This is a genomic window from Niallia circulans, from assembly GCF_007273535.1.
Taxonomy (GTDB): Bacteria; Bacillota; Bacilli; order Bacillales; family Cytobacillaceae; genus Niallia; species Niallia circulans_B.
The window spans coordinates 302883-326067 of the sequence record NZ_RIBP01000004.1 but is presented as its reverse complement, the minus strand read 5'-3'; the positions used below and the strand labels follow the sequence as shown (position 1 = coordinate 326067).

Annotated in this window: 23 protein-coding genes and 2 pseudogenes; 15 read left to right on the top strand and 10 right to left on the bottom strand. The window is 36.8% G+C overall.

Annotation, left to right across the window (positions count from 1 at the left end; all coding sequences use genetic code 11):
• Positions 1-521 precede the first annotated feature (521 nt).
• From CEQ21_RS09510 to CEQ21_RS09500, 3 genes are all read right to left on the bottom strand, one after another.
• Positions 522-881 (bottom strand): YtxH domain-containing protein, encoded by a 360-nt coding sequence (locus CEQ21_RS09510; RefSeq protein ID WP_185764415.1) that lies wholly within the window; start codon positions 879-881, stop codon positions 522-524.
• Positions 882-1004: 123 nt separating this feature from the next.
• Complete coding sequence (serC, locus tag CEQ21_RS09505; protein WP_185764414.1) at positions 1005-2084, bottom strand: 3-phosphoserine/phosphohydroxythreonine transaminase; 1080 nt, start codon at positions 2082-2084, stop codon at positions 1005-1007.
• Between the two features lie 235 nt (positions 2085-2319).
• Positions 2320-2739, bottom strand: coding sequence for an HIT family protein (locus CEQ21_RS09500; RefSeq protein WP_185764413.1), 420 nt, complete (start codon positions 2737-2739; stop codon positions 2320-2322).
• A gap of 644 nt (positions 2740-3383) precedes the next feature.
• On the opposite strand from CEQ21_RS09500, the gene CEQ21_RS09495 reads away from it, so the two are divergent.
• The 4 genes from CEQ21_RS09495 (at position 3384) to CEQ21_RS09480 (ending at position 6953) form a co-directional block, all read left to right on the top strand.
• Complete coding sequence (locus CEQ21_RS09495; RefSeq protein WP_185764412.1) at positions 3384-4124, top strand: ABC transporter ATP-binding protein; 741 nt, start codon at positions 3384-3386, stop codon at positions 4122-4124.
• Complete coding sequence (locus CEQ21_RS09490; RefSeq protein ID WP_185764411.1) at positions 4117-5334, top strand: ABC transporter permease; 1218 nt, start codon at positions 4117-4119, stop codon at positions 5332-5334. The genes CEQ21_RS09495 and CEQ21_RS09490 overlap by 8 nt, the downstream gene beginning before the upstream one ends.
• A 135-nt stretch (positions 5335-5469) precedes the next feature.
• Positions 5470-6189: an EcsC family protein gene (locus CEQ21_RS09485; RefSeq protein ID WP_185764410.1), complete on the top strand. Its 720-nt coding sequence runs from the start codon at positions 5470-5472 to the stop codon at positions 6187-6189.
• Between the two features lie 107 nt (positions 6190-6296).
• Positions 6297-6953 (top strand): phosphatase PAP2 family protein, encoded by a 657-nt coding sequence (locus CEQ21_RS09480; protein WP_185764409.1) that lies wholly within the window; start codon positions 6297-6299, stop codon positions 6951-6953.
• A gap of 51 nt (positions 6954-7004) precedes the next feature.
• On the opposite strand, the pseudogene CEQ21_RS09475 reads toward CEQ21_RS09480, so the two are convergent.
• The 3 genes and pseudogenes from CEQ21_RS09475 to CEQ21_RS09465 all read right to left on the bottom strand — a co-directional run.
• Positions 7005-7979: pseudogene (locus CEQ21_RS09475) on the bottom strand (hypothetical protein); the annotation flags it as partial.
• A 9-nt stretch (positions 7980-7988) separates the two neighbouring features.
• A complete protein-coding gene (locus CEQ21_RS09470; RefSeq protein WP_185764408.1) occupies positions 7989-9428 on the bottom strand; it encodes a recombinase family protein in 1440 nt (479 codons plus the stop codon).
• Between the two features lie 187 nt (positions 9429-9615).
• Positions 9616-10026 carry a helix-turn-helix domain-containing protein gene (locus CEQ21_RS09465; protein WP_185764407.1) on the bottom strand — a complete coding sequence of 137 codons (411 nt, stop codon included), beginning with the start codon at positions 10024-10026 and terminating at the stop codon, positions 9616-9618.
• A gap of 424 nt (positions 10027-10450) precedes the next feature.
• Between CEQ21_RS09465 and CEQ21_RS27260 the strand changes: the two genes are divergently transcribed.
• The 4 genes from CEQ21_RS27260 (at position 10451) to CEQ21_RS09450 (ending at position 12079) form a co-directional block, all read left to right on the top strand.
• Positions 10451-10573, top strand: a complete 123-nt coding sequence (locus tag CEQ21_RS27260; RefSeq protein WP_268878986.1) for a hypothetical protein — start codon at positions 10451-10453, stop codon at positions 10571-10573.
• Positions 10574-10586: 13 nt separating this feature from the next.
• Positions 10587-10736, top strand: a complete 150-nt coding sequence (locus CEQ21_RS09460) for a hypothetical protein (RefSeq protein WP_185764406.1) — start codon at positions 10587-10589, stop codon at positions 10734-10736.
• A gap of 75 nt (positions 10737-10811) precedes the next feature.
• Entirely contained in the window at positions 10812-11042 is a 231-nt protein-coding gene (locus tag CEQ21_RS09455; protein WP_185764405.1) for a hypothetical protein, read from the top strand.
• 173 nt (positions 11043-11215) lie between these two features.
• The gene (locus CEQ21_RS09450) at positions 11216-12079 is read left to right on the top strand and encodes a GAF domain-containing protein (RefSeq protein ID WP_185764404.1); all 864 of its coding nucleotides are present in this window, start codon (positions 11216-11218) and stop codon (positions 12077-12079) included.
• Positions 12080-12160: 81 nt separating this feature from the next.
• On the opposite strand, the pseudogene CEQ21_RS09445 reads toward CEQ21_RS09450, so the two are convergent.
• Together CEQ21_RS09445 and CEQ21_RS09440 are read right to left on the bottom strand one after the other, a co-directional pair.
• Positions 12161-12613: pseudogene (locus tag CEQ21_RS09445) on the bottom strand (hypothetical protein); the annotation flags it as partial.
• A 426-nt stretch (positions 12614-13039) separates the two neighbouring features.
• Positions 13040-13543, bottom strand: coding sequence for an antibiotic biosynthesis monooxygenase family protein (locus tag CEQ21_RS09440; RefSeq protein ID WP_185764403.1), 504 nt, complete (start codon positions 13541-13543; stop codon positions 13040-13042).
• Positions 13544-13978: 435 nt separating this feature from the next.
• Between CEQ21_RS09440 and hemE the strand changes: the two genes are divergently transcribed.
• From hemE to CEQ21_RS09410, 6 genes are all read left to right on the top strand, one after another.
• Positions 13979-15028, top strand: coding sequence for a uroporphyrinogen decarboxylase (hemE, locus tag CEQ21_RS09435; protein ID WP_185764402.1), 1050 nt, complete (start codon positions 13979-13981; stop codon positions 15026-15028).
• Positions 15029-15054: 26 nt separating this feature from the next.
• Positions 15055-15996, top strand: coding sequence for a ferrochelatase (hemH, locus tag CEQ21_RS09430; RefSeq protein ID WP_185764401.1), 942 nt, complete (start codon positions 15055-15057; stop codon positions 15994-15996).
• 189 nt (positions 15997-16185) lie between these two features.
• Positions 16186-16761, top strand: a complete 576-nt coding sequence (locus tag CEQ21_RS09425) for a TetR/AcrR family transcriptional regulator (RefSeq protein WP_185764400.1) — start codon at positions 16186-16188, stop codon at positions 16759-16761.
• 64 nt (positions 16762-16825) lie between these two features.
• Positions 16826-19033, top strand: coding sequence for a YhgE/Pip family protein (locus CEQ21_RS09420; protein ID WP_185764399.1), 2208 nt, complete (start codon positions 16826-16828; stop codon positions 19031-19033).
• Between the two features lie 199 nt (positions 19034-19232).
• Complete coding sequence (locus CEQ21_RS09415) at positions 19233-20222, top strand: lipoate--protein ligase (protein WP_185764398.1); 990 nt, start codon at positions 19233-19235, stop codon at positions 20220-20222.
• Positions 20223-20351: 129 nt separating this feature from the next.
• Entirely contained in the window at positions 20352-21629 is a 1278-nt protein-coding gene (locus tag CEQ21_RS09410) for a M48 family metallopeptidase (RefSeq protein ID WP_185764397.1), read from the top strand.
• A 95-nt stretch (positions 21630-21724) separates the two neighbouring features.
• Here the strand turns inward: CEQ21_RS09410 and CEQ21_RS09405 are convergent, their stop codons facing one another.
• A complete protein-coding gene (locus tag CEQ21_RS09405; protein ID WP_185764396.1) occupies positions 21725-21961 on the bottom strand; it encodes an IDEAL domain-containing protein in 237 nt (78 codons plus the stop codon).
• A 238-nt stretch (positions 21962-22199) separates the two neighbouring features.
• Between CEQ21_RS09405 and CEQ21_RS09400 the strand changes: the two genes are divergently transcribed.
• Positions 22200-22697 (top strand): competence protein ComK, encoded by a 498-nt coding sequence (locus CEQ21_RS09400; RefSeq protein WP_185764395.1) that lies wholly within the window; start codon positions 22200-22202, stop codon positions 22695-22697.
• 20 nt (positions 22698-22717) lie between these two features.
• On the opposite strand, the gene CEQ21_RS09395 is transcribed toward CEQ21_RS09400, so the two are convergent.
• The gene (locus CEQ21_RS09395; protein ID WP_185764394.1) at positions 22718-23080 is read right to left on the bottom strand and encodes a YhjD family protein; all 363 of its coding nucleotides are present in this window, start codon (positions 23078-23080) and stop codon (positions 22718-22720) included.
• Between the last annotated feature and the right edge of the window lie 105 nt (positions 23081-23185).

The following is a 23185-nucleotide window of genomic DNA, read 5'->3' as shown; positions in this document are numbered from 1 at the left end:
AAATCTATTCACCTACTTTTCTATTATCTATAATCATTATGCCAATAAAACAAAAATTAATAAAGAAAAAATAAGCAAAATTTTTAGAAATAAGCATATTTTTTGAAAGAAAACGTTTTATTGTATAATTATTTCTCCTTTCAAATAAAAATTCACCCATTTTATTTATGGATTCTACACATTAACGTTCTAAAGCGGGCGGCATATTAAGTGGAGCGAACAGCTTGAATTGAAGGTTTTTAGCATAAGATTAATTCTGAAATAGAATAGTTATGTGATTGAATATTTTCATACTCTAAAAATACTGATGTTAGAAATGAATAATAAATAAGTTGTAAGAAAAATCAGAATCAAAACTTGAAATTTTTTTTCTAACATGAGTTTTCGTATTTACTATATGCGTATATTTATTTTTCTGAAAAATAGCGGTTTTTATGTTAGGATATTTAACATGTGTGAATGAAGTATTAGGAAGATAATGAAAAGAGAGGAAGCTGTGTTAGGTTTCCTCTCTTTTTATGTTATTGCTGTTCTTTTAAGTTGTTTTCTAATTCAGATACTGTTTTTTCAATTTCGTTCAACTCGATTTTAAGTTGTTCTTGGTGTGGTTTAATTTCTATTTTCCATTGCTCCAAGGCAACTTTAATATCGTCAACGAAGGTGCCGATGACATTTTTGCCTTCTTTGCTGGCAGTGGCAATGCTGTCTTTAATTTCAATAAGGTCTTCTTTTAAATCCTTAAATTCCTTTAAGAAGGCCTTACTGTTGTCCACACATGCTTTTCTTGCTTCCTTGCCAGATACAGGTGTTGTGAATATAGTTGCTGCTGCTGCTGCAAGACCGCCTATAATAAATCCTGATAAAAATGTTTTTCCACTCATCTTGTTCACCTCGTCTTTTTTTCTCATTATAGCTTATTTTACTAATGTTTTGCATATATATGGATTTGTAAGTTAAAACAACAAAAGCAGATAGAGGCTTCTATCTGCTAAAAATGCTTTTTTTTAAGCGTTTTGCTGAAAAGACTTCATAAATTCAGCGAGGGCTTCTACATGTTCTAATGGCACTGCATTATAGATGGACGCTCTGCATCCACCGATAGATCTATGTCCGTTCAGTCCAACAAAACCAGCTTGCTTTGCTTCTGCCAAGAATCTTTTTGTTAGCTCGTCTGATTGCAATGTGAATGTTACGTTCATTTTAGAGCGGCTGTTTTTAGCTGCATGTCCATTATAAAAACCGTTACTATTGTCGATGACATTATATAAAGTTTCTGCTTTTTTATTGTTAATCGCAGCAATCGCTTCAAGACCGCCTTGATTTTCTACCCACTTAAGCACAAGGGACAATAAATAAATGGCTAAGGTTGGCGGTGTATTAAATAAGGAGTTACTGCTAGCATGTGTTTCATAGCTTAACATCGTTGGCAATGCTGGATTCTTTTTAATAAGATCCTTCTTTATGATAACGACGGTAACTCCAGATGGTCCAAGATTCTTTTGTGCGCCTGCATAGATGATGTCAAAATTTTTGACATCTATAGGTGTGCTCAAGATATCACTGGACATATCTGCAATCACTGGAACCTTAAGTCCAGTCGGGAAGGTTTGCCATTGTGTTCCATAGATAGTGTTATTGCTAGTAATATGAAGATATGCTGCATTTTCTGGAACTTGAATATCGCTTGCTTCAGGAATATACGTATAGTTATCTTCCTTACTTGAAGCAGCAATTTCTGCCTTGCCGATTTTAGCAGCTTCCTTAAGTGCTTTTTCTGCCCACACGCCAGTTAGTGCGTAATAGCCAGTTTGGCCGTTATCCAAAAGGTTCATTGGTACCATTGTAAATTGCAGGCTTGCACCGCCTTGGAGGAAAAGAATTTCGTAATTTTCCGGGATAGAAAGCAGGGATGCAAGCAGGGCTTTAGCCTCATTATGGACTGCTTCATAATCCTTGCTGCGATGGCTAAGCTCCATTACAGACATGCCTGTATCGTTGAAATCCATCCAGCTTTTTTGTGCCTCCTGCAATACCCATTCTGGAAGTGCTGCAGGACCAGCGTTAAAATTATATGCGCGTTTCATATTTTTTCCCCCTTGTGCTCTGTAGACGAAGTTTACCCTTATACTAACAAATTGTGATGATTTGTACAGATAAAAAAAGACAGCCATACTTGGGGTAAGGGCTGCCTTTGTTACACTAAAAAAATATTTAAGAGAGGTTGCATCGTGAAACCTCTTGTAAAAATCATAGATAGCGATTTTGTGAAGCTATTATCCAATAGCTTTTTTATGTAGAAAAATTTTTTTGTATTATTCTTTACAGCTTTTCCTTAATGTCGGCAGCAATTTGGACAAGCTGCTCGTCTGAATAGGCATCAAAGTTTGTTTTCCAGACTGCTCCAAAGCCATCACCTTTTCCGTAGCGAGGGATAAGATGCAAATGATAATGGAAAACAGATTGGCCTGCTTTTTCGCCATTATTGTTTAGGATATTAAGGCCGACTGGTTCAAAAGCTGCCTTGATTCCGTTGGCGATGGATGGAACAACCTCGAACAGATTTTTCGCAATTTCTGGCGTCAATTCATAAATATCCTTAACATGTGTTTTCGGAATGACTAATGTATGGCCTTTAGTCACTTGGCTAATATCTAAAAAAGCAACAACATGTTCATTTTCAAATACTTTTTTTGCAGGGATTTCGCCTGCGACAATCTTACAGAAAATACAATCGCTCATTAAAAATTCTCCTTTTCCAATTGTTTTCTATATATTTTATCATAGCCGATAGAAAAAACAGAGGAGATTGTTCTAACAGCTTTTATTAAACAAAAAAAACAGAGACAGGATCAAGAGATCCTGCCTCGTTGAAGAGGAACTTCTTATTGCGTTCTGTTAAAGGTCATTCTCTTTGATAAACACCTCATTTAATAATGATTTGTTTTCTATGAGAAAAATCGATCATTGTTCAAACGAACCATCCCCTTAATTTAGGTCTTTATATGTTGGTTAACGTATAAAGAATAGATGACAGTCTGCGACACCACACCTCATTCCGTAATGGAAATAATAACTACTTGGATAAGCAACTACTGGTGTATTGATCTTCTGGCATACTTAACAAATAATGCAAGCTAACCATCCCCTTGTTGTGAACGAATGGAAGTTTCAGTTGGATTATTTCAGAAAATAATCTTTTGCAAACACCTCATTTTTATTATTGAATGTTTTCAACAATATTTAAGTGGTGCTCCCCTTCAATAAATAGAATGTCCGCTTTGAAGGATATATATACACAAAAAAATAAAACCTGATGAAAAATTTCAATTTAACGTTAATTGTTGTTAAAATATAGATAACACAAACTTGGAGGTACGTATTCAATGGCGCTTTTAGAAGTGAAAAATTTAACGGGAGGGTATACTCGGAACCCGGTTCTAAAGGATATCTCCTTTTCCATTGATTCAAATGAAATTGTCGGATTGATTGGATTAAATGGAGCTGGGAAGAGTACGACAATCCGCCACATTATCGGGCTGATGGAACCACATAAAGGGGAAATACAAATAAATGGTAGCACCTTTGAAAAAGACAAAGATGGATACCGTAAGCAATTTACTTTTGTTCCGGAAACCCCCATTTTATATGATGAACTTACATTAGAAGAACATTTAAAAATGACTGCGATGGCATACGGCATTTCAGAAGAGCAATACAAAACAAGAATGCCCAAGCTTTTGCAGGAATTTAGAATGGAAAAAAGACTTAAATGGTTTCCTGCCCATTTTTCCAAGGGGATGAAGCAAAAGGTCATGATTATGTGTGCTTTTTTAGTTCAGCCATCTCTTTACATAGTCGATGAGCCTTTCGTTGGACTAGATCCACTTGGGATTCAATCACTTTTAGATATGATGAAGAAAATGAAGGAAGAGGGAGCAGGTATTTTAATGTCGACACATATTCTCGCTACAGCAGAGAGATATTGCGACAGAATTATTATCCTTCATGAGGGAAAAATCAAATGTGCTGGGACAATGGATGAGCTGAAGAGGGAATTCCAAATGCCTGATGCAACACTTGATGATATTTACATTAGGCTTACAAAGGAAGAGAGCCATGATTGAATTCAGTGAAAAGCAGCTGTGGAGGGACAGGATAAACTCCACGGTGAAGGAATATACCCAATATTTACGATATATTCTTAATGGACATCTTGTGCTTGTGCTCGTATTTCTGCTGGGAGCTGGCGCTTATTATTATCAGGAATGGCTGAAAAACATTCCTTCAGGGTTCCCTGTTGCTTGGATTATGGCGATATTACTTTCATTACTTGTAACGAAAAGCCCGATATATACCTTCTTAAAGGATGCCGACAGAATATTTTTGATACCTGTAGAGTCCAGGATGAAAAAGTACTTTCTTAATTGTTTGCTTTTAAGCTTTATATTTCAAGTCTACCTGCTGCTTATGGGGCTTGGTTTATTAATGCCGCTTTATGCACGAGTGAATGATGGACAATTCGAATCATTTTGGTATTTCTTCCTTGTTTTAAGTATCGTTAAGGGGATAAACCTGCTGATACGCTGGCATGTGCAGCACTATGTTAATACTAATCACCATATAGCAGATTCACTTATTCGATTTTGCATAAACTTTGTCATTCTGTTGTTAATGTTTTCAAATGCGTCACCGTTGTTTGTAGTGGCTGTCTTAGTTATATTGGCGCTTCTATTCTTCTATTACCAGAAGGCGACAAGCCAGTTAGGGATCAAATGGGAGTTTTTGATTGCACAGGATGAAAAGCGCATGGCAGGCTTTTACCAATTAGCAAATATGTTCACAGACGTGCCTCATTTACGTAACCGCATAAAAAGAAGAAAGCTGTTGGATGTATTCGTTAATCGAATTGGCTATAGCCAGCAACTTGTGTTTACTAATCTTTATTGGAGAACCTACTTCCGTTCGGGAGATTATTTAGGTCTTTCAGTGAGGCTTACCGTAATAGGAGGAATAGCATTATTTTTCCTTTCCTTTGGAATTGGGCAAGTATTGCTTGCAGTTCTATTTTTATATTTGACAGGTCTTCAGCTTATGCCATTATGGAATGCTTACCAGGACAAGATATGGATTAATCTGTACCCGCTGTCGATTGATTTTCGTAAAGCGTCCTTTAAAAAGACAATCACTGCCGTACTTTCTGTCCAAGGAATTATTTTGTCTGCTGTAATAGCAATAAAAGGAGATTGGACAATGGGGCTTATGACGCTAGCTGCTAGCATCATTTTCACTTATTTATTTGTGGCCCTTTATATGAGCAAAAAACTGCAGGCTTAATGTCGGCTTCCGAAAAACTCCCTTTTGGGAGTTTTTTTTATGGTGAAAGTGACTAAGAAAGGGAACAAATAGAGGAATAATACGTATGTATAAGATAAGAGACAAATGTAAGGCATATTTAAAGGGGCGAAATACATGAAGGAAAATGAGAGCATTGCCATGATGGAGGTTAAGGAATGGAAGCGACGAATTTTGAAGCGGCCATCTATGCTAAACCGTGTATCCAAAAAGGCACAGAATAAAATGAATGGCTATATTCCTGCTAAAGTCCACAAAGTTATAACAGAAGCGATTAAACAAATGATAACAGCAACACTTGCTGGCACAAATAAAATAACCAAAAAGCCTGGTAGCACAAACAGAACCATTACCGAAATGGATAAAGAAATGGAAAAGAAAATTGCTCAGTTCCAAAAAGCTGCAGCTGTTGAGGGGGCTGGAACCGGAGCAGGCGGAATTCTTGTCGGATTGGCAGATTTCCCATTGCTTCTCGCAATTAAAATGAAGTTTTTAATGGAGTCCGCAGTATTGTATGGTCATGATCCAGAAGAATATGAAGAGAGGGTATTTCTTCTGTATGTTTTTCAGCTGGCATTCTCCAGTGAAGGTAGAAAGCCATACTTACTTGACATTATCGAAAACTGGGAAGCAAAGAAAGCAGAGGTGCTCAAGCTTGATTGGCAGGAGCTGCAGCAAGAATACAGGGATTATATCGATTTTGTGAAGCTGTTGCAGCTTGTTCCAATCATTGGTGCAGCAGTTGGTGCGGTGGCTAATTATAATCTTTTAGAACAGCTTGGGGAAACAGCGAAAAATTGCTATCGTATCAGACATTTCAACAACACCAGCTTATAATCTGCTTATAGAGGGAGAAAGCCCAAAATTCCTGTAATGTATATTTCCATTAAATGCAGCATTTGATAAAATAGGCATTAAAAAGCATTTAGCAGGTGGAGGAAGAAATGAGAATCAGGAACTCAAAAACAGCATTGGCTTTAGTGGTATTATCATTTGTAATATTAATTTATACTATTTCAATTGTGAAAAATGGAAAAAACCTATTTTTTGATGAGGGTGTGCAAAACGCTATCATTAATTTATTTCCTGACAATTCCCATGGTTTTTTTAAATTTATTTCAGAATTTGGCGATAAAATAGGCATTGGGGCAATCGCAATTATTGTGATCGCCTGGCTTTGGATAAGAAGAAGGGACTATGCAGGAATGGCTGCATTTGTGCTTAGTGTCGGACTTGGCAATGAATTTAATAAAATTATTAAAGAAGCTGTCGCCCGCCCAAGACCATCCTTTCATGAAATTACCGATGCCAACAGCATGAGTTTCCCAAGCGGGCATGCAATGGTAGGATTTATTCTCTATATGTTTATTGCCTATTTAATCGCAAGCGGCCTGAAAAATAAAGCACAGAGATGGATTGCTGCTGCAGTAGCATTCTTATTTGTATTACTAATTGGCGTAAGCAGAATTGTCCTCGGCGCCCATTACCCATCAGATATAATTGGCGGCTATACATTAGGGCTTATATGGCTGTTCTTGTGGATTACAATTTACGAAATAGTTAAGGTAAGCTTAAACAAAAGGGGCAAAGCAGGGCAATAAGGGAAGAAAAGACGAAGCTCCATCTATACACAGATATAGATGGAGCTTTTTTTAGATTATTAATATCGCTACAAATGTAGTAACAGCTAAGCCGACGACAACAGGAATAAGGTTTCGTCTGGCAAGCTCAAAGGGGTCAACATTACAGATGGCTGCTGCTGGGATAAGTGCCCAAGGTATTAGAGTACCGCCCCCAACCCAAATCGCTGCAATCTGTCCAAGAGCAGTCAAAGTACTTATTCCTGTGCCGATCGCATGGGCGAACAAGCCGGCGATGGAGCCAGCAAGTGAGATTCCTGAAAAGCCAGAGCCATCCAAGCCTGTGATAACACCGACTGCTGTTAAGGTGATGGCGCCAACTTCTTTTGTAAGAGGAACAGTTGAGGCTAGTGCGACACCGAGGTCATTGACGAGTCCGAGTGAAGCCTTTGGAAGATAATCGCCAACGATGGTGGTGAATCCAGAATCACCAAGGTAGAAAAATGCTGCAATCGGGATAACTGGACCAAACACTTTAAAGCCAAACTGAAATCCATCAATTAAATAGCTTGTGGTTTTTTCGAGGCCTTTGTTTTTATAGCTGACAAGTGTGATAAGGACAAGGATGAAAATGGAGGTTCCGCCTACTAGTGCTGTTGCATCTCCACCTTGAAGATTTAATATATACATTGCGGCAACATCAAGCACAAAGAGAATCGGAATTAGAATAGAGAAAAGACGCTTTTGTTTGTTGCTCAGTAAATGATTTTCTTTTTTCGGGAGGATGGAGGTGTCAGTGCTCGTGAGACCTGTATTATGTGTGAGCTTACCACTTTTTATATCCCTTTTTATTAAATAAAAGGCAGTTAGTGTGGTGACAACCCCCATAACAATTACAAGAGGTATGCTGGCCTGCATCACAGATTCAACGGGAATTCCTGCTGCATCTGCTGTCAGTTTTGGTGCTGCTTGAATAACATAGTCACCGGAAAGGGCAATGCCGTGACCGAAAAGATTCATCGCCATTGCCACTGGTATCGCCAGCAAAAGGAACTTTTAGTTAAGTTTGAAGTGTTTGATTAGTATAGAGGGAGTTTTTCCTGGAGCTCTTTTATAATCGGCAGGTACATCAATTGTTATTGTTTCAAATAAGTCAGTTATAAAGCTTTTCTTTTCAAAATCACTTGCAGTAAACCATATGCCAGCAAGATTATTTAATAGAGATAGAACTAATTCATCAGCTAATGGTATATATTCCTCTACCATGCTGTTAAGCTCTTCTAAAAGTAATGCTTCATTCTTAGTATCTTCTTGTGTCATTTCTAAGTACTCTTCTTGGGAAATAACTTGATTACCTAATGATCTGATCCATGTTTTTTTACGCGTTTTTATGGCTGCCAATTCTCTTTTCAAAAAGTCTGTATGAGATGTATCAGGTTGTTTTATTGGATAAGTCTTTAGCTTTTCTTGGGAAATTTGAATAAAGAGTTCTGGATTATCCGCTGACAGGCTGTTAAGAAACTCAGTGGTTAGTGTGTTTTCGGTAAACATCGGGAGGTCACAGGTTCCATGGTTTTTTTTTGAAATACAGATATAATGCTTGCTTCCACGTGCTTTTTTTGTGTAGCCAGAAAGGGGGCTGCCACATCTCGCACAACGCAAAACACCTGAGAAATGAAAGGGGGAAGTGGCTTTTTTTCCTGCAACGGTTCTTTGTTGTCTGTTCTTTTGTACGAGTTTGAAGGTTTCCTCATCAACGATAGCCGGATGCTTAATGTCTTCTGAAATAATGTCCTCTAGTTTAGAATTATGTCCCCATCTTACCTTACCAATATAAACCGGATTATCAAGCATTCTAGTAAGTGTTCGGACATCCTTTTTAAGTCCAAATTGCTGGAGGTACAAGGCAATTGCACGCAAGCCTTTGCCATTATTATAAAGTCTGAATATATCCGTTACAAAGCGTGCTTCTTCCTTGTTAATAGTAAGCTGTCCATTTTTATAGTTATATCCAAAAGGTGGTTTTCCACCGTTACGTTCACCTAACAAAGCCTTTTTTGTCATGTTCACGACGACTCGTTCTGAAATTGTCTCACGTTCCCATTGTGCAATTGCAGCAACTAATGTAATTAAAAAGCGGCCGATGGCTGTAGTGGTGTCAAATGGCTCTGTTACAGATCTAATGGCAATATTATTGTCATCAAAAAGCTTAAGAAGATCATCTAAATCTCTTACAGATCTTACAAGACGATCAAGCTTATAAAAGACAACAACTTCAAATTTATGCTCTTTTGTAGCAGCAATAAGGCGCTGAATGGCAGGCCGGTTCAGTGATTTTGCGCTAACGCCTTCTTCTACATATATATCGTATAGTTCCCATCCTTGTGACTTAGTGAAATTAATACAATGCTCTTTTTGGGATTCAATACTATAGCCCTCTCGAAATTGTTCATCTTTCGATACACGAGTATACACTGCTGCCTTCAATAATATCATTCCTCCCTTGCATAGTTTCATACAGTTAGAACTAATATATGAAAGAACTTAATATGTTATGGCTATGTATTTAGGTGGATTGATTTTAGATTGTATGTTCTGTTTAATTATCAAAAAAATTCCTCGTGATTGGAATTTGCTTTTAATAATATAAATAGCACCTGGAAGCTAAATGTTCCAAGGTGCTTTATTTTTGTTCAGCATTTCGTTCCTTTGCAAGCTTTACAATCATTTTAAAGTGTTCTTCGACGATTTTTACATCTTGCGGCGAAAGGAATTTCCATTGTTCGATATCAAAGAATCCCATTTGCTCCATGCTATATTGTTTTATTAATTTATTTATTTCATTTAAAGAATGATAATTATTGTTATCTGATGTTAAACCTTTTATATTATCGGATCTGCCATGAAGATAATCGGTAGATACCTCATAGAAGTCAGCTAATTTAGTTAGTGTTTCAGAGTCAGGCTCTCTATTACCTGATTCATAACCAGAAAGAGTATTATTTTTCACTCCAATTTGTTCAGCAACAAACTTTTGGGATAAACCACTTTTTTCTCTTAGCAAACGTAGTCGTTTCCCCATTATCTCACCCATGAGCATCCCGCCTTTTTATTAATATTAGACTATATTTGTAAAAACGTAGTGAAAATTCACAAAAAGAGAAATATAATATTTGTGTTCGCATAACGAGAACATGTAGAATGGTTATTGAGTTTGCAATATGCGAATAAAAGATAGTGATTGAACAGGAAAGCTGGTTAAAAAACCAGACAGAAAAACAATTAATAAATTTATTAATAGGGCAATGGCAGCCGGAAAAAACAATTTTAGATTTCCATTCCTTTTTATTGGTGTACATAATTTGTTTTTTTTATTTAGAGTTCGCGAAACGAGAAATAGAATGAATGTATAACAGCTTCTATTACTTTTTCCAAAAAGTAATGAACTTATTTATTAAGATTACTTCCAAACATAACAGACAGACTGTAGCTCATAAAATGTTTGAGGAGGCGATCTTATGATAAAAATTCCTGCAGACAAATTAGCAGCAGCAGTTACTAAACATCTGTTACCAGGCGTCATTCGAAGTCTTTCAAAAGAACAAGCAAAGAAGAAGGATGATGGCCGAAAAAGTACGTAAGCGGAGGCCATTTATGCGTGACGAAAAATTATGCTTAAACAAAGCGTGTACGAATAAACCCGATCATTACGGGTATTTTTGCAGCATTGAGTGTGAATTAGAATATACAGACCTATTGAACAAATTAAATAGTAGTAAGTCAGATGACAGTGTGGAGAAATAACCATTCCTTTAATTAAAGCGACAACAATAAATACTGTGAATATTGTCACTGCTGCATGTATGGAGGTAGGCAACTTTGAAACAGGTAGTTTTAATTGAAATGGAGAGAGTGAATAAGATAATGGAGACAAAAAGGAAGGCGTTTTTATCTATTCATATACAGCTCGAAAATAGCCCGAATGACCTTCTATTAAAGGAATCATTAGCTGAGTTAAAACAAGAATTAAGAGAATTTAGGGCTATTCAGAACAAGCTTTGGAAAATGTACAAAGAAATTAACCCTAATTGGAAGAAGATGAGTTTTTAAAGGAAAGAGAATATTACCAATACATAAGAGTACAAGAAAAGCATCCATAAAAAGGGTGCTTTTTATGGTGTGGAGCTTTAAAAAAAAATAAAGGATTATGATTAATAAACTTGTGGTATTTAATAGTTTAAGTAGCTAAAATATAATATATATTAATTTATGGGGAGTAGTAAATGGAAAACTTTGAATTTAATAGTAATTTGAAAGTTTATAAAAACTTTGATGAAGCAGCTTCTAATATCCTAAGGATAATGGCTAAATTTATAGATGTTAATACACTTTTTATTGCTAAAAATGATAAAAATACAAATGAAATTGTGAAAGTATTAAATAAAGAGAATGTATTGTTGGAGGAAGGGGAAACGACACCATTTAATGACACCTTTTGCAAGTTAAGTGTTGATAAAGGGAAAAAAACACTCGTCATTTCAGATATAACGCAAAGTGATTTAACAAGTTCATTAGATGTAACAAAAAATTTGGGAAGCGGTTGTTTCATTGGTATTCCTATTTATTCTGGTGATGGTGAAAATTACGGAACACTTTGTGGATTAGATACAAAAAATATTCAGTTTAGTCACAGCCATATTGATTTATTTGAGACGATGGCGTCTTTGCTATCGTATGTGCTTGATTTAGATAATGCTAACAAGCAAATTCAACAATTATCTGCACCATTTGTGCCTCTGACAAAAGGTGTTGCCATTCTTCCTATTATTGGATTAATCAGGGAAGAAACAGCAGAAAACATTATTTTACTAGCACTATCGAAAAGTCAGCAGCTTTCATTGGAATATTTAATTATTGATTTATCAGGAATAAGTCAGATTAATAATCTAGTAAGCAGCTATTTATTAAAGATAGTCGATCTGCTTGGGTTAATTGGTGTAAAGCCAATTTTAACTGGAATGAGCCCTGAAATTGCATTAAAGGCCATGAAATCAAACATTGATTTTCAAAATATTGCTATTGAAGCAAATCTCGAGCGAGCTTTAAAAAATATAGGGTTTTCATTAAAAAAAATAGTCGAAAAGTAAATTTATTGTTTAAGTACAAGGCTTTCTAATTTAGAAAGGCTTTTTTTTGATTGCAACAAATTGCATAGGGATTCCTTTGTAGGCTATTGCCACTGCAATAGCAGGAAGGCCTACCCTAACTGCCACTGGCAACAGGACCGCGCCAATCAAGGCAACTGCTGGAGATGGCCAGAAGAAAAAGGAAATAATCATCATTAATAAACCAATGACCCAATATGCTAAGCTTGGAGACCTAATCCATTTTGCAAAAGGGGATATCATGACATCATTAATACCAGTTTTTGTGAGAATTCTACTCATAGCGACAATGATAGAGATGACTACAATTGTTGGCAGCAATTCTGTTATTGCGTAGATAAAACTATTGAATATGGTGCTGATAGAACTGCTCAATGATCCTGTGGCTGTTAGTGCCAACAAAAAAATCCCGACAATACATACGATGGTAGTGTCTCTTCTCATAATCATGAAGCCTATAATAAAGAGGATGAACAAAACATATATCCAATGAAGTGCTGTTAGCTCTATACCCATTGCGGAAGACTCCCTTCTAATCCGACATAAAGCTTAGGCAAATGTCTAAGACCGGATTTATTACAGATTATGAAGAAGGATAGGATTGGGTGATAAGTATGACATAATCTTTTTTTATAGGAAGGAAATGGTATTAGTCGAAAATGAAAACAAGCTATATTTGGAGATAAAGTATGTTAAATGGGAAAGTTTCATTAGAGTAGTCTTCTGGATGGAATATGAAATATAAGGTCATTTGGGGAATTTTAAGTGGTATTCTTGTACTCCTTGTCAACATTTTCCGGATTCTTGTTAATTTCGGTGTCATTTCCTTGGAAATAAAACAGCTTTTTGTCGGTTTATCCCCATTTCTGCGATTGTCTTTTGCGCAGTGATTGCAGGGCATACAGATTGACAGAATAAAAAAAAGGAGCAAGCTGCTCCTTTTTAAGAAATAGTTAGCTCAAGCAAATATGCCTTACCATTAAACATAGCATGCTGAAATATTCCACCATTAGTTGGATCTCCTGTTATAGGAGAATCTGGTGTACTGTTTTTTTGTTTCCAAATAATAAAGTCTTTTCTTTCAGCCCATACTGACAGGATAATATAAGTATCTCCTTTTAGAGGACGGATAAATCGATATGTGCTTATTTGTGAGTCTATTTGCTCTAAAGAACGCTTTATATTTTGCTCAAACAAAGACTTATGTTCATCTGTGACGGGAATATGATTCATAACGGCATATTTTTTGTCGATAAAATCACCTTTTTCAAAAACCGTTTCATATTTTCTGGGAGCAGCAAAAATGGAAGGACCTGATGTTTCATGTAACAATACGGCGTTTTCATCTCCGTAAACTTGCATGGCAATCATGGATTGCTGATCAATTTGTTGAGCATATCTCTTAACTAAAAAATCATAAGTTCCGCTTGCTAAATAGATATTCATAGCAACCTCCTAAAAAACGTCCGGTATTTATGCGCTTTCATATTTTAAGAATACTATAGATACGATGTATAAGGAAATAAAAAGCAGCCCCTTTTAAATTATAGATAAAGCTTACTTTATATACGCAGCGAATTTGCTTGTTTGTTATAGTTAGAAAATGGGAATAAAAAATAAGAGGTAAATTAGTCTATTTTGTGACAAATCAGTAGGTTTTGTATACAACGATAGTGAAAAAGTTATATATTTAATTTATACACCCAAAGATTTGTTATTTAAAAAGGAAATACGAGTGTCTGTTAAAAGGGCATTCTTTTTTATTGCATTTTTATTTATAAATATTATAATTTAATAATGATTATAGTTAATTTGTTTTCGAATTTATGATTTATATATTACAATGGAAACATAAGCAATAGAAAGGTGGACATATTAAGAATGAGTAAGGATATGAAAGATACATTTATTAAGGCGGCAAAAGGAGAACAAACTGATTTTGTTCCTGTCTGGTATATGCGTCAAGCTGGACGTTCTCAACCAGAATACAGAGCGATAAAAGAAAAGTACTCTCTTTTTGAAATTACCCATCAACCAGAGCTATGTGCATATGTGACAAAGCTGCCTGTAGATCAATATAATGTTGACGCAGCAGTACTGTACAAGGATATTATGACACCACTTCCTGCAATTGGGGTTGATGTTGAAATTAAGTCAGGCATTGGTCCTGTTATTGATAATCCAATTAAAACATTGGAAGATGTGTCGAAGCTTGGTGTGTTAAATCCTGAACAAGATATTGCCTATGTACTTGATACGATTAAATTATTAACGGAAGAGCAGCTGGATGTGCCGTTGATTGGATTTTCAGGAGCACCATTTACGCTTGCCAGCTATATGATTGAAGGAGGCCCTTCAAAAAACTATCATAAAACAAAAGCATTTATGTACTCACAGCCTGAGGCTTGGTCTTTATTGATGGAAAAGCTGGGAAGCATGGTTATTACATATGCGAAATCTCAGATAAATGCAGGTGCAAGTGCCATTCAGATTTTTGATTCATGGGTCGGTGCATTGAATGTGGACGATTACCGTCATTTCATTAAGCCTGTTATGAACAAAATTTTTACAGAATTGAATAAAGAAAACACGCCGCTTATTATGCATGGGGTCGGAGCAAGCCACCTTGCTCTTGAGTGGAATGACCTGCCGTTGGATGTAGTTGGTCTTGATTGGAGACTATCCATTAACGAAGCAAGAGAAAAAGGGATTACGAAAGCAATACAAGGCAATCTTGATCCTGCGATACTTTTGGCACCATGGAATGTAATTGAGGCAAGAGTGAAGGAAATACTGGACCAAGGCATCAAACAAGACGGATTTATTTTCAATCTTGGCCATGGCGTATTTCCAGAGGTAGATCCTGCTGTTCTGAAAAGATTAACAAGCTTTATCCATGAATACTCTGCTGAAGCAATAAATAGACGATAATACTATACAGAAAAGAGTGAAGAGGAATGACTAGAAAAAAGATGGGGCTATTGGTTATGGCCTACGGAACTCCATATAAAGAAGAGGATATTGAAAGATATTACACACATATTAGACATGGAAGAAGACCAACAGATGAAATGCTTGAGGACTTGCGAAGCCGTTATGAAGCTATCGGAGGGATTTCTCCTCTTGCCAAAATTACGCAACAGCAAGCAGAAAGTCTTGAAGCACACTTGAATTCTATCCAAGAGGATATTGAATTTAAAATGTATATTGGTTTAAAGCATATTGAGCCATTTGTTGAGGATGCAGTTAAAAGCATGCATGCTGACGGAATTACAGAGGCGGTCAGCATCGTGTTGGCACCGCATTTCTCCACATTCAGCATTAAATCATACAACGGCAGAGCAAAACAAGCTGCAGAAGAGCTTGGCGGTTTAACCATTCACAGCATTGAAAGCTGGTATAATGAGCCGAAATTCATTGCGTATTGGACTAAAAAGGTGCAAGAAACTTTCCGTAATATGCCAGAAGAGGAAAGAAACAATTCAGCTTTAATCGTTTCAGCACACAGCTTGCCAGAAAAAATTCTTCAATATGGCGATCCTTATCCGGATCAATTGAAGGAAACAGCTGACATGATTGCAAAAGCTGCTGGTGTGACTAATTACTACATTGGCTGGCAAAGTGCTGGTAACACACCAGATCCATGGCTTGGACCAGATGTTCAGGACCTGACAAGAGAGCTACATGAAAAGCATGGATATAAAGCATTCGTTTACACACCTGTTGGTTTCGTGGCAGACCATCTAGAAGTGCTTTTTGACAATGACTATGAATGTCTTGTTGTTACAAAAGAGGTCGGTGCTGCTTACTACAGACCAGAAATGCCGAACGCGCAGCCTGAATTTATTGATGCACTGGCAACAGTGGTATTGGAAGGCTTGTCTGTTCACTCTAAATAAGTTAGTTTTTGGAGCAGCTGCGTTTGTTAAAAACGTGAGCTGCTTTCTATTGCACTAGTTTTGTCCATATGTTATATTCATATTTGAACTTTATGACCAAATTCCTCATTTGGTCATTTTTAAGTAGCTGGATGATTAAATACTAATAATCTGCTTATTTTAAAAGCCTATGATACGAGGTGAAGAGTGTTGGCTGTTGATCGTAAGAAGCTTATCTTGGAGGCTGCGTCAAAATCCTTTTCCATGTTTGGGTATAAAGCGACGACAATGGATCAGGTAGCTAAGATAGCAAATGTTGGGAAGGGAACAATCTATACGTTCTTTAAAAACAAGGAGCAGCTTTTTGATGAGATTATAACAGGGCTTATTATGGAAATGAAGATAGAGGCAGATGCCTCCTTTGATCCTAATTCAACCTTTATGGACAATGTGCACCGCACCATTATGAGGATGCTTGAATACAGAAAAGAGCATCAGCTCACAATAAAGTTGTTTGAAGAGCAGAAGGAAATGGGAACATTGGAAGTGAAGGAAGTTATAAATCGACTTGAGAATGCGATACTTAACTATATGAAGGGGCATGTGCAGGAAGCAATTAATAAAGGTGAAATAAAGCAATGTGATCCTGAATTGACTTCATTTATTATCTTTAAGCTGTATATTTCATTGATTTTTGATTGGGAGAAAAATCATCCTCCTCTTCAGGCAGAGGAAATAGCCTTAACGGTTGAAAGATCCTTATTAGAGGGATTGTCTATAAGATAGTCCTCTTTTTTAGGAATAAAAATGACCAAATGAATAAATTGGTCAGTAAAACGGAGTGGATATTATGAAACAAAATTTATTGAAAGCAGAGCTTGCGTCCATATTTAAAAATAGGATGAAGCTCATTTCCATCCTGGCAATTATATTTATTCCGATATTATATGCAGGAATTTACCTTTGGGCGTTTTGGGATCCCTATGGACATTTGGAAAAGCTGCCTGTTGCTGTCGTGAATGAGGACAGTGGTGCAGAAATGAATGGTGACAAGCTGGAGGTCGGCAAAGACTTAGTCGAAAATTTGAAAGAGAGCAAGGATTTTGACTTCCAATTTGTTGATAAGGAAGCAGGCTATAGGGATTTAGAAAATCAAAAGTATTATATGTTGATTGAGATTCCAAAGGATTTTTCTGAAAACGCGACAACCCTACTTGATGATAATCCGAAAAAATTGGATTTAAAATATGTATCTAATCCTGGGTTTAACTTTATTTCTTCTCAAATTGGCAATTCTGCCGTTGAAAAAATTAAAGAGGGTGTTGGTAAGGAAGTAACAGAAACATATGCGAAGTCTGTGTTTGAAAATATAAGTGAAATGGCATCAGGACTGGAAGATGCAAGTACTGGGGCAAAGGATCTTAGCGATGGAACAGACAAAGTGAACGAAGGCTCACAAGAGGTTTACAAAAACTTGAAAACACTTGCTGGGAAATCAGTTGAATTTACAGATGGAGTGAATGCTGCTAATTCTGGTGCGAAAGAGGTATTAACAGGTGCAGAAAGTCTTTCAAGCGGACTAGGACAGCTTCAAGATGGTCAGAAGGATCTTGCAAGTGCTGCATCACAGCTGAAAGAGGGCGATTCATCCATATTAGCTGGCATTACCTCTGCGAAAGAAGGAGCGGAAAAGCTTGAGGGCGGCATCCCTGCATTGGTAAACGGAACAGACAAATTACAGGCTGGTTCCGATACACTGACAGCAGGACTTCAAGAATGGAGCAGCAATTCAAAAGCGTTGGCTGATGGAGCATCACAGCTGAATGCTGGTGCTAAGCAAGTTCAAGCAACAGTTAATTCAATCCTCCCAATGCTTGAGGGACTGCCTGATGATAAGAAGCAGGAACTAGAGGCAGCACTTCAAAGTCTGGTAGATGGCAGTGGCAATATTGCGACAAACACACAAGCACTGCAACAAGGGGCAGATCAATTGGCACAAGGAGGCCAAAGTTTATCTGCTGGTTTGTCAGATTTAAGTGCAGGCTCTAAGCAGCTTCAAACAGGAGCTCAACAGCTTGCAGATGGCAGTGCAAAACTGGAGGCAGGCTCTAAGCAGCAGGTTGCAGGGCAAGAGCAATTTATTGCTGGAATGAGTAAATATGAAACAGAGTTTGCTAAAGCTGCAAGTGGTTCAAACGAGCTTGTAACAGGAATGAATTCACTGTTATCAGGCATGAACCAATTGTCTACAGGTTCAGCAGCGTTATCAGACGGTACTGTTAAGCTGGAAGCTGGATCGAAGGATCTTGCTGATGGAACATCAACATTATCTGATGGCAGCAAAGAACTGTCAGAAAAGCTTGCAGATGGTGCAAATGATGCCAGCTCAATCCATTCTGACGACAAAACGTATGATATGATGGCAGCACCAATTACTGTTTCAGATGAGAAAGTATCAGAAGTGCCGAACTATGGAACTGGCTTAGCACCTTATTTCATCTCTTTAGGACTGTTTGTCGGTGCATTAATGCTCTCTATTGTATTCTCTTTCAATGAACCAGAAGGAGTGCCTAAAAACGGTCTGCGCTGGTTTGTGAGTAAATCAGTTATTCTCGCAGGTGTCGGAATTCTACAGGCATTAGTAGCATCATTTGTATTGATTGTAGTGTTGGGAATGGAAGTGCAAAGCATTCCGTTATTTATTCTATTTACAATCATTGCGAGTCTCGTATTCTTTTCGATCATTCAGTTCTTTGTTACAATTTTAGGAAATCCAGGCCGTTTTATCGTTGTTATTCTGTTGATATTCCAGCTGACAACAAGTGGCGGAACATTCCCATTGGAGTTAATTCCTGATTTCATGCAGCATGTTCATGCGCTCCTGCCAATGTCATATTCTGTTGCAGGATTGAGATCTGTCATTTCAACGGGAGACTTTACGTTTATGTGGCATAATGCCGGGATTCTAGCATTGTATCCACTCTTCTTTATTTCAGGAACAATTATCTATTTCACATTTGCTTATAGACGTCAGTTTACAGAAGCGGCAGCAGAATAAAGGATATGGTCGGGTGAAAAGCCCGACCTTTTTCTTTTAAATATACTTAAATCTACAAATTTACTGATTTTAATAACAAAAAAAGGGACAAAAAAAGTGCTAATTCGACGAATTTTAGTTATAGTATATAAGGACTAAATATTCTTTTATTAGAAGTTATGATATATTTAATCAGAAGAATGAAAAGAGGGGTGTACATATGCTTTTTATTGATAATAAAGGCATCACAGATCCGCGCATCAACTTGGCTATTGAAGAATATGCGCTTAAAAATCTTGATATCAATGAGACATACCTATTGTTTTATATAAATGAACCATCTATCATCATCGGTAAAAACCAGAACACAATCGAGGAAATTAACACAGATTATGTCGAATCAAACGGGATACATGTAGTTAGAAGGCTTTCTGGCGGCGGTGCAGTTTATCATGATAAAGGCAATTTGAACTTCAGCTTCATAACAAAGGATGACGGTGACAGTTTTCATAACTTCCGTAAATTTACAGAGCCTGTTGTGAAGGCATTGCAGAGCATGGGTGTGAATGCAGAATTGAGCGGCCGTAACGACTTATTAGCAGAAGGCAAAAAGATTTCGGGTAATGCTCAATTCTCCACAAAAGGAAGAATGTTCAGCCATGGCACCCTTTTGTTTGATTCTGAAATGGACCATATTGTGTCTGCGTTAAAGGTTAGAAAAGATAAAATTGAATCTAAAGGAATCAAGTCTGTTAGAAGCAGGGTTGCCAATATTTCTGAATTCTTAAAGGGACAAATTAGTATCGAAGAATTCAAGAGTCTAATTTTGAACTACTTGTTTGAGGGAGAAGAAAACATTCAAGAGTATGTTTTGACAGAGCAGGATTGGGAAAACATCCATGCCATTTCTAAAGAACGATATCAAAACTGGGATTGGAACTATGGTAAATCACCAAAATTTAATCTTCAGCATTCCCATCGTTTCCCTGTTGGACAAATTGACGTTCGTTTTGATGTGGTAAAAGGTATTATCAAAAATTGTAAAATATACGGTGACTTCTTTGGGGTTGGTGATGTATCCGACATCGAGAATAAATTGACTGGCTTGCGATATGACAGAAATGAACTTGAAAAAGCGCTTGAGGAAACAGCAATTAAGCATTATTTTGGTAATATCACCAAGGAAGATTTTATCCACTTAATATATTAAATGGCAAAGAAAGTACTGGGGGCACTTCCCGGTACTTTTTTTTAATGATGCTGCAAAAACTTCTTGTTCTAAATGTCGCTACTTAGTCTTATTAATAGTATAAGGTTGTACAAGGCAAGGAGGGGCATAATGGCAAGGAAATTAGGTTTTTACTCAGTATTATTATTCATCGTGTACGGCTTATTTTTTTATTGGTACTTGTTTTATTTTGCGGACTCGAAGCTCCCCTTTGAATTTCAAGGATCAAGTGCAGATCCAGCTACTTTTTTGAACAGCAGAGAGCTTGCTTTAAGTGATGAATATTCTAAACTAAAAAACTTTATGTTTTTTATATCGACCCCTTTGGAATGGTTAATCTATTTGTTTATCCTGCTGTTCGGTTTATCAAAAGCATTTCGAAAATGGGGGGAGGAAACAGGTAAATATAAAGCCATCCAAAAGGCGATTTATCTTTTTTGGCTAAACATTATAGCATATATAGCAACTTTTCCCTTAAGCTATATCGGTCACAAGGTATCAACGGATTATCATATTTCTACACAGAGCTTTCCTTCCTGGATGAAGGATGAATTGATCGATTTCTGGGTGAACTATGTAATGATGTTTGTGATTTTTATCGTTTTGTATTGGCTGATGAACAAGAGTAAAAAGCGCTGGTGGCTTTACGCTTGGCTGCTTTCTGTTCCGTTCACTTTGTTTTTGACATTTATTCAGCCTGTTATCATTGACCCGCTGTATAACAACTTTACTGCCTTAAGTGATAAGCAGTTAGAGGAGAAAATTCTTGCATTGGCAAAAGAATCAAACATACCAGCTGCACATGTGTTTGAGGTGAATATGTCAGATAAGACAAATGCTTTAAATGCCTATGTAACAGGGATAGGCTCCAATTCAAGAATCGTCCTTTGGGACACGACCACAAAAGAGCTTAAGGATAATGAGATATTATTTGTTATGGCTCATGAAATGGCGCATTATGTTGAAAAGCATATTTACTTTGGAATTGCTCTTTCGCTTGTGCTGTCGTTTTTCGGTTTGTATTTTATCTATAAGCTGATGCATGTGGTAGTCAGTAAATGGGGGGATGCTCTTAAAATTTCAAGAGTGGAGGATTATCAATCATTTCCATTAATTCTGCTGTTAATCTCCATGTTGCTGTTTGCAGTAAATCCGCTAACTAATATTGTTTCGAGGTATGAGGAGAAACGGGCCGATAATTATGCGGTCCAATTGACGAGTGATCCAGAAGCAGGGATTACTACCTTCCAAAAGCTTGCTAAAACAGGGCTCAGTGAGGTAAATCCACCATTACTTGTGAAAGTATTTCGCTATAGTCATCCCACTATGCTCGAAAGAATATCTGACCTTGAAGAAAAAAGCATTTTAATGAAAAACGGACAAAATTAAAAGACGGAAGAGGGCTAAGCTCAAGTTAGAGCTTAGCCCTTTTCTCCCAAAAAAAAGGAGTCTATGGGATGTTCCCATGGACGCCTTCTTCAGAATTAATTATCGAAGCGCTTACATAATTGTGTATATTGTTTGCTCAGCCGAATGAATTCAGCTTCATTTCTTTCGTCAATGGCGTGATCAATTTGAGTCATTAAACTTGCTTTTTCTAGATTCCATTGAATTTCAACAAGCAGCATGTCAATGTAAAGTTCTTTCACATAAGTCTCTTGCGCTTTTTGTTTCTTCATAGCACTTAACTTAGTTAACTCAGTGTACGACTTTTCATTCATTAGACTCACCCCTGATGCCTTTTTAATATTATATGGCAGAAAAATGAAAATATCAATAAAATTATTTAAAAATTAAGAAAACGGAGCGGAATTTTGAAATATTTAAGACGATTTGCGATCTGTTTACAAATCTGAAAAACAGCATGCTATTATGAGAACAGCAATTTTTATCAGCAGGCTATGTATGACAATACTGTTATTCATTTAGCAATCTAACTTAAAGAAAGGAGTTATAAAAATGTCTGAAAAAAAGAACAATCTTGATTTATATGAAGTGAATTATCATACGCTAGCAATCCTGCCTGAGTTACAAAAGAATGGTGAAGTTTACTCCAAAATATATGAAGGAGCGAACGTTTATATGTGCAAATTATCTCCAAGCAAAATTATTAAGCGAAGCTGTGAGTATTTCGGGTGCACATATGATGGGAAACGAAAAGGAACGAGAGTGCTCATGAATTATAAGCATAAGCTGCCAATTTCAATTGATTCCAAGAGCACCATATACGCATTTCCCACCCACTCACCTTCAAGCCATGCCTGCATGTGGTTTTTTCTTCATCATATTTCTGACAGAATAATAGAGGCAGGGGGAAAAACGACTGTCATATTCCGAAATAATCGGAAAATATCCATTAACGTTTCCTTTCATACTTTTAACAACCAAATATTAAGAACAAATTTGCTGCAGACAAAAATACGCCATAATCAGGAAGACAGCGAAAAGCCGCTGTAAACTCAATAGGACAAGCTTTTTTAGCCGGTATGACGTCTATATAAATAGTATTCCAAAAGCTCTTGTACCCTATTGCGAAGTCTTGGGTTGAAATAATTATGATACTCTTCATAGCCATTATATAAGAATAAATACATGGTAAAGGCTTCATCTCTTTTTATCTCTTCTACCTTCATCTTATGCTTTTGCATATATTCCTTAGTTTTTCGCAGCTCCGTATGTATTGTTTTCATTGTTAGCTCCACTAGATCAATATAAGGCTGCTTTAGCTTGAAATTGCTCTTTTTGATTGTAAGGAGATCGCGGTTTAGAACGGTTAACAGCATGGGCAGATAAATGGCTTGCTCCATGATATATCTATCCTTTTCCGGAATGCGTGTCATAATCAATCTTCTCCTTGTAATCATAATAAGAACAAACGTTCTACTCAAATAGTACAATATTTGCAAGGTCCTTTCAAGCTGGTTTAAAATTTTTATGGCTATGCT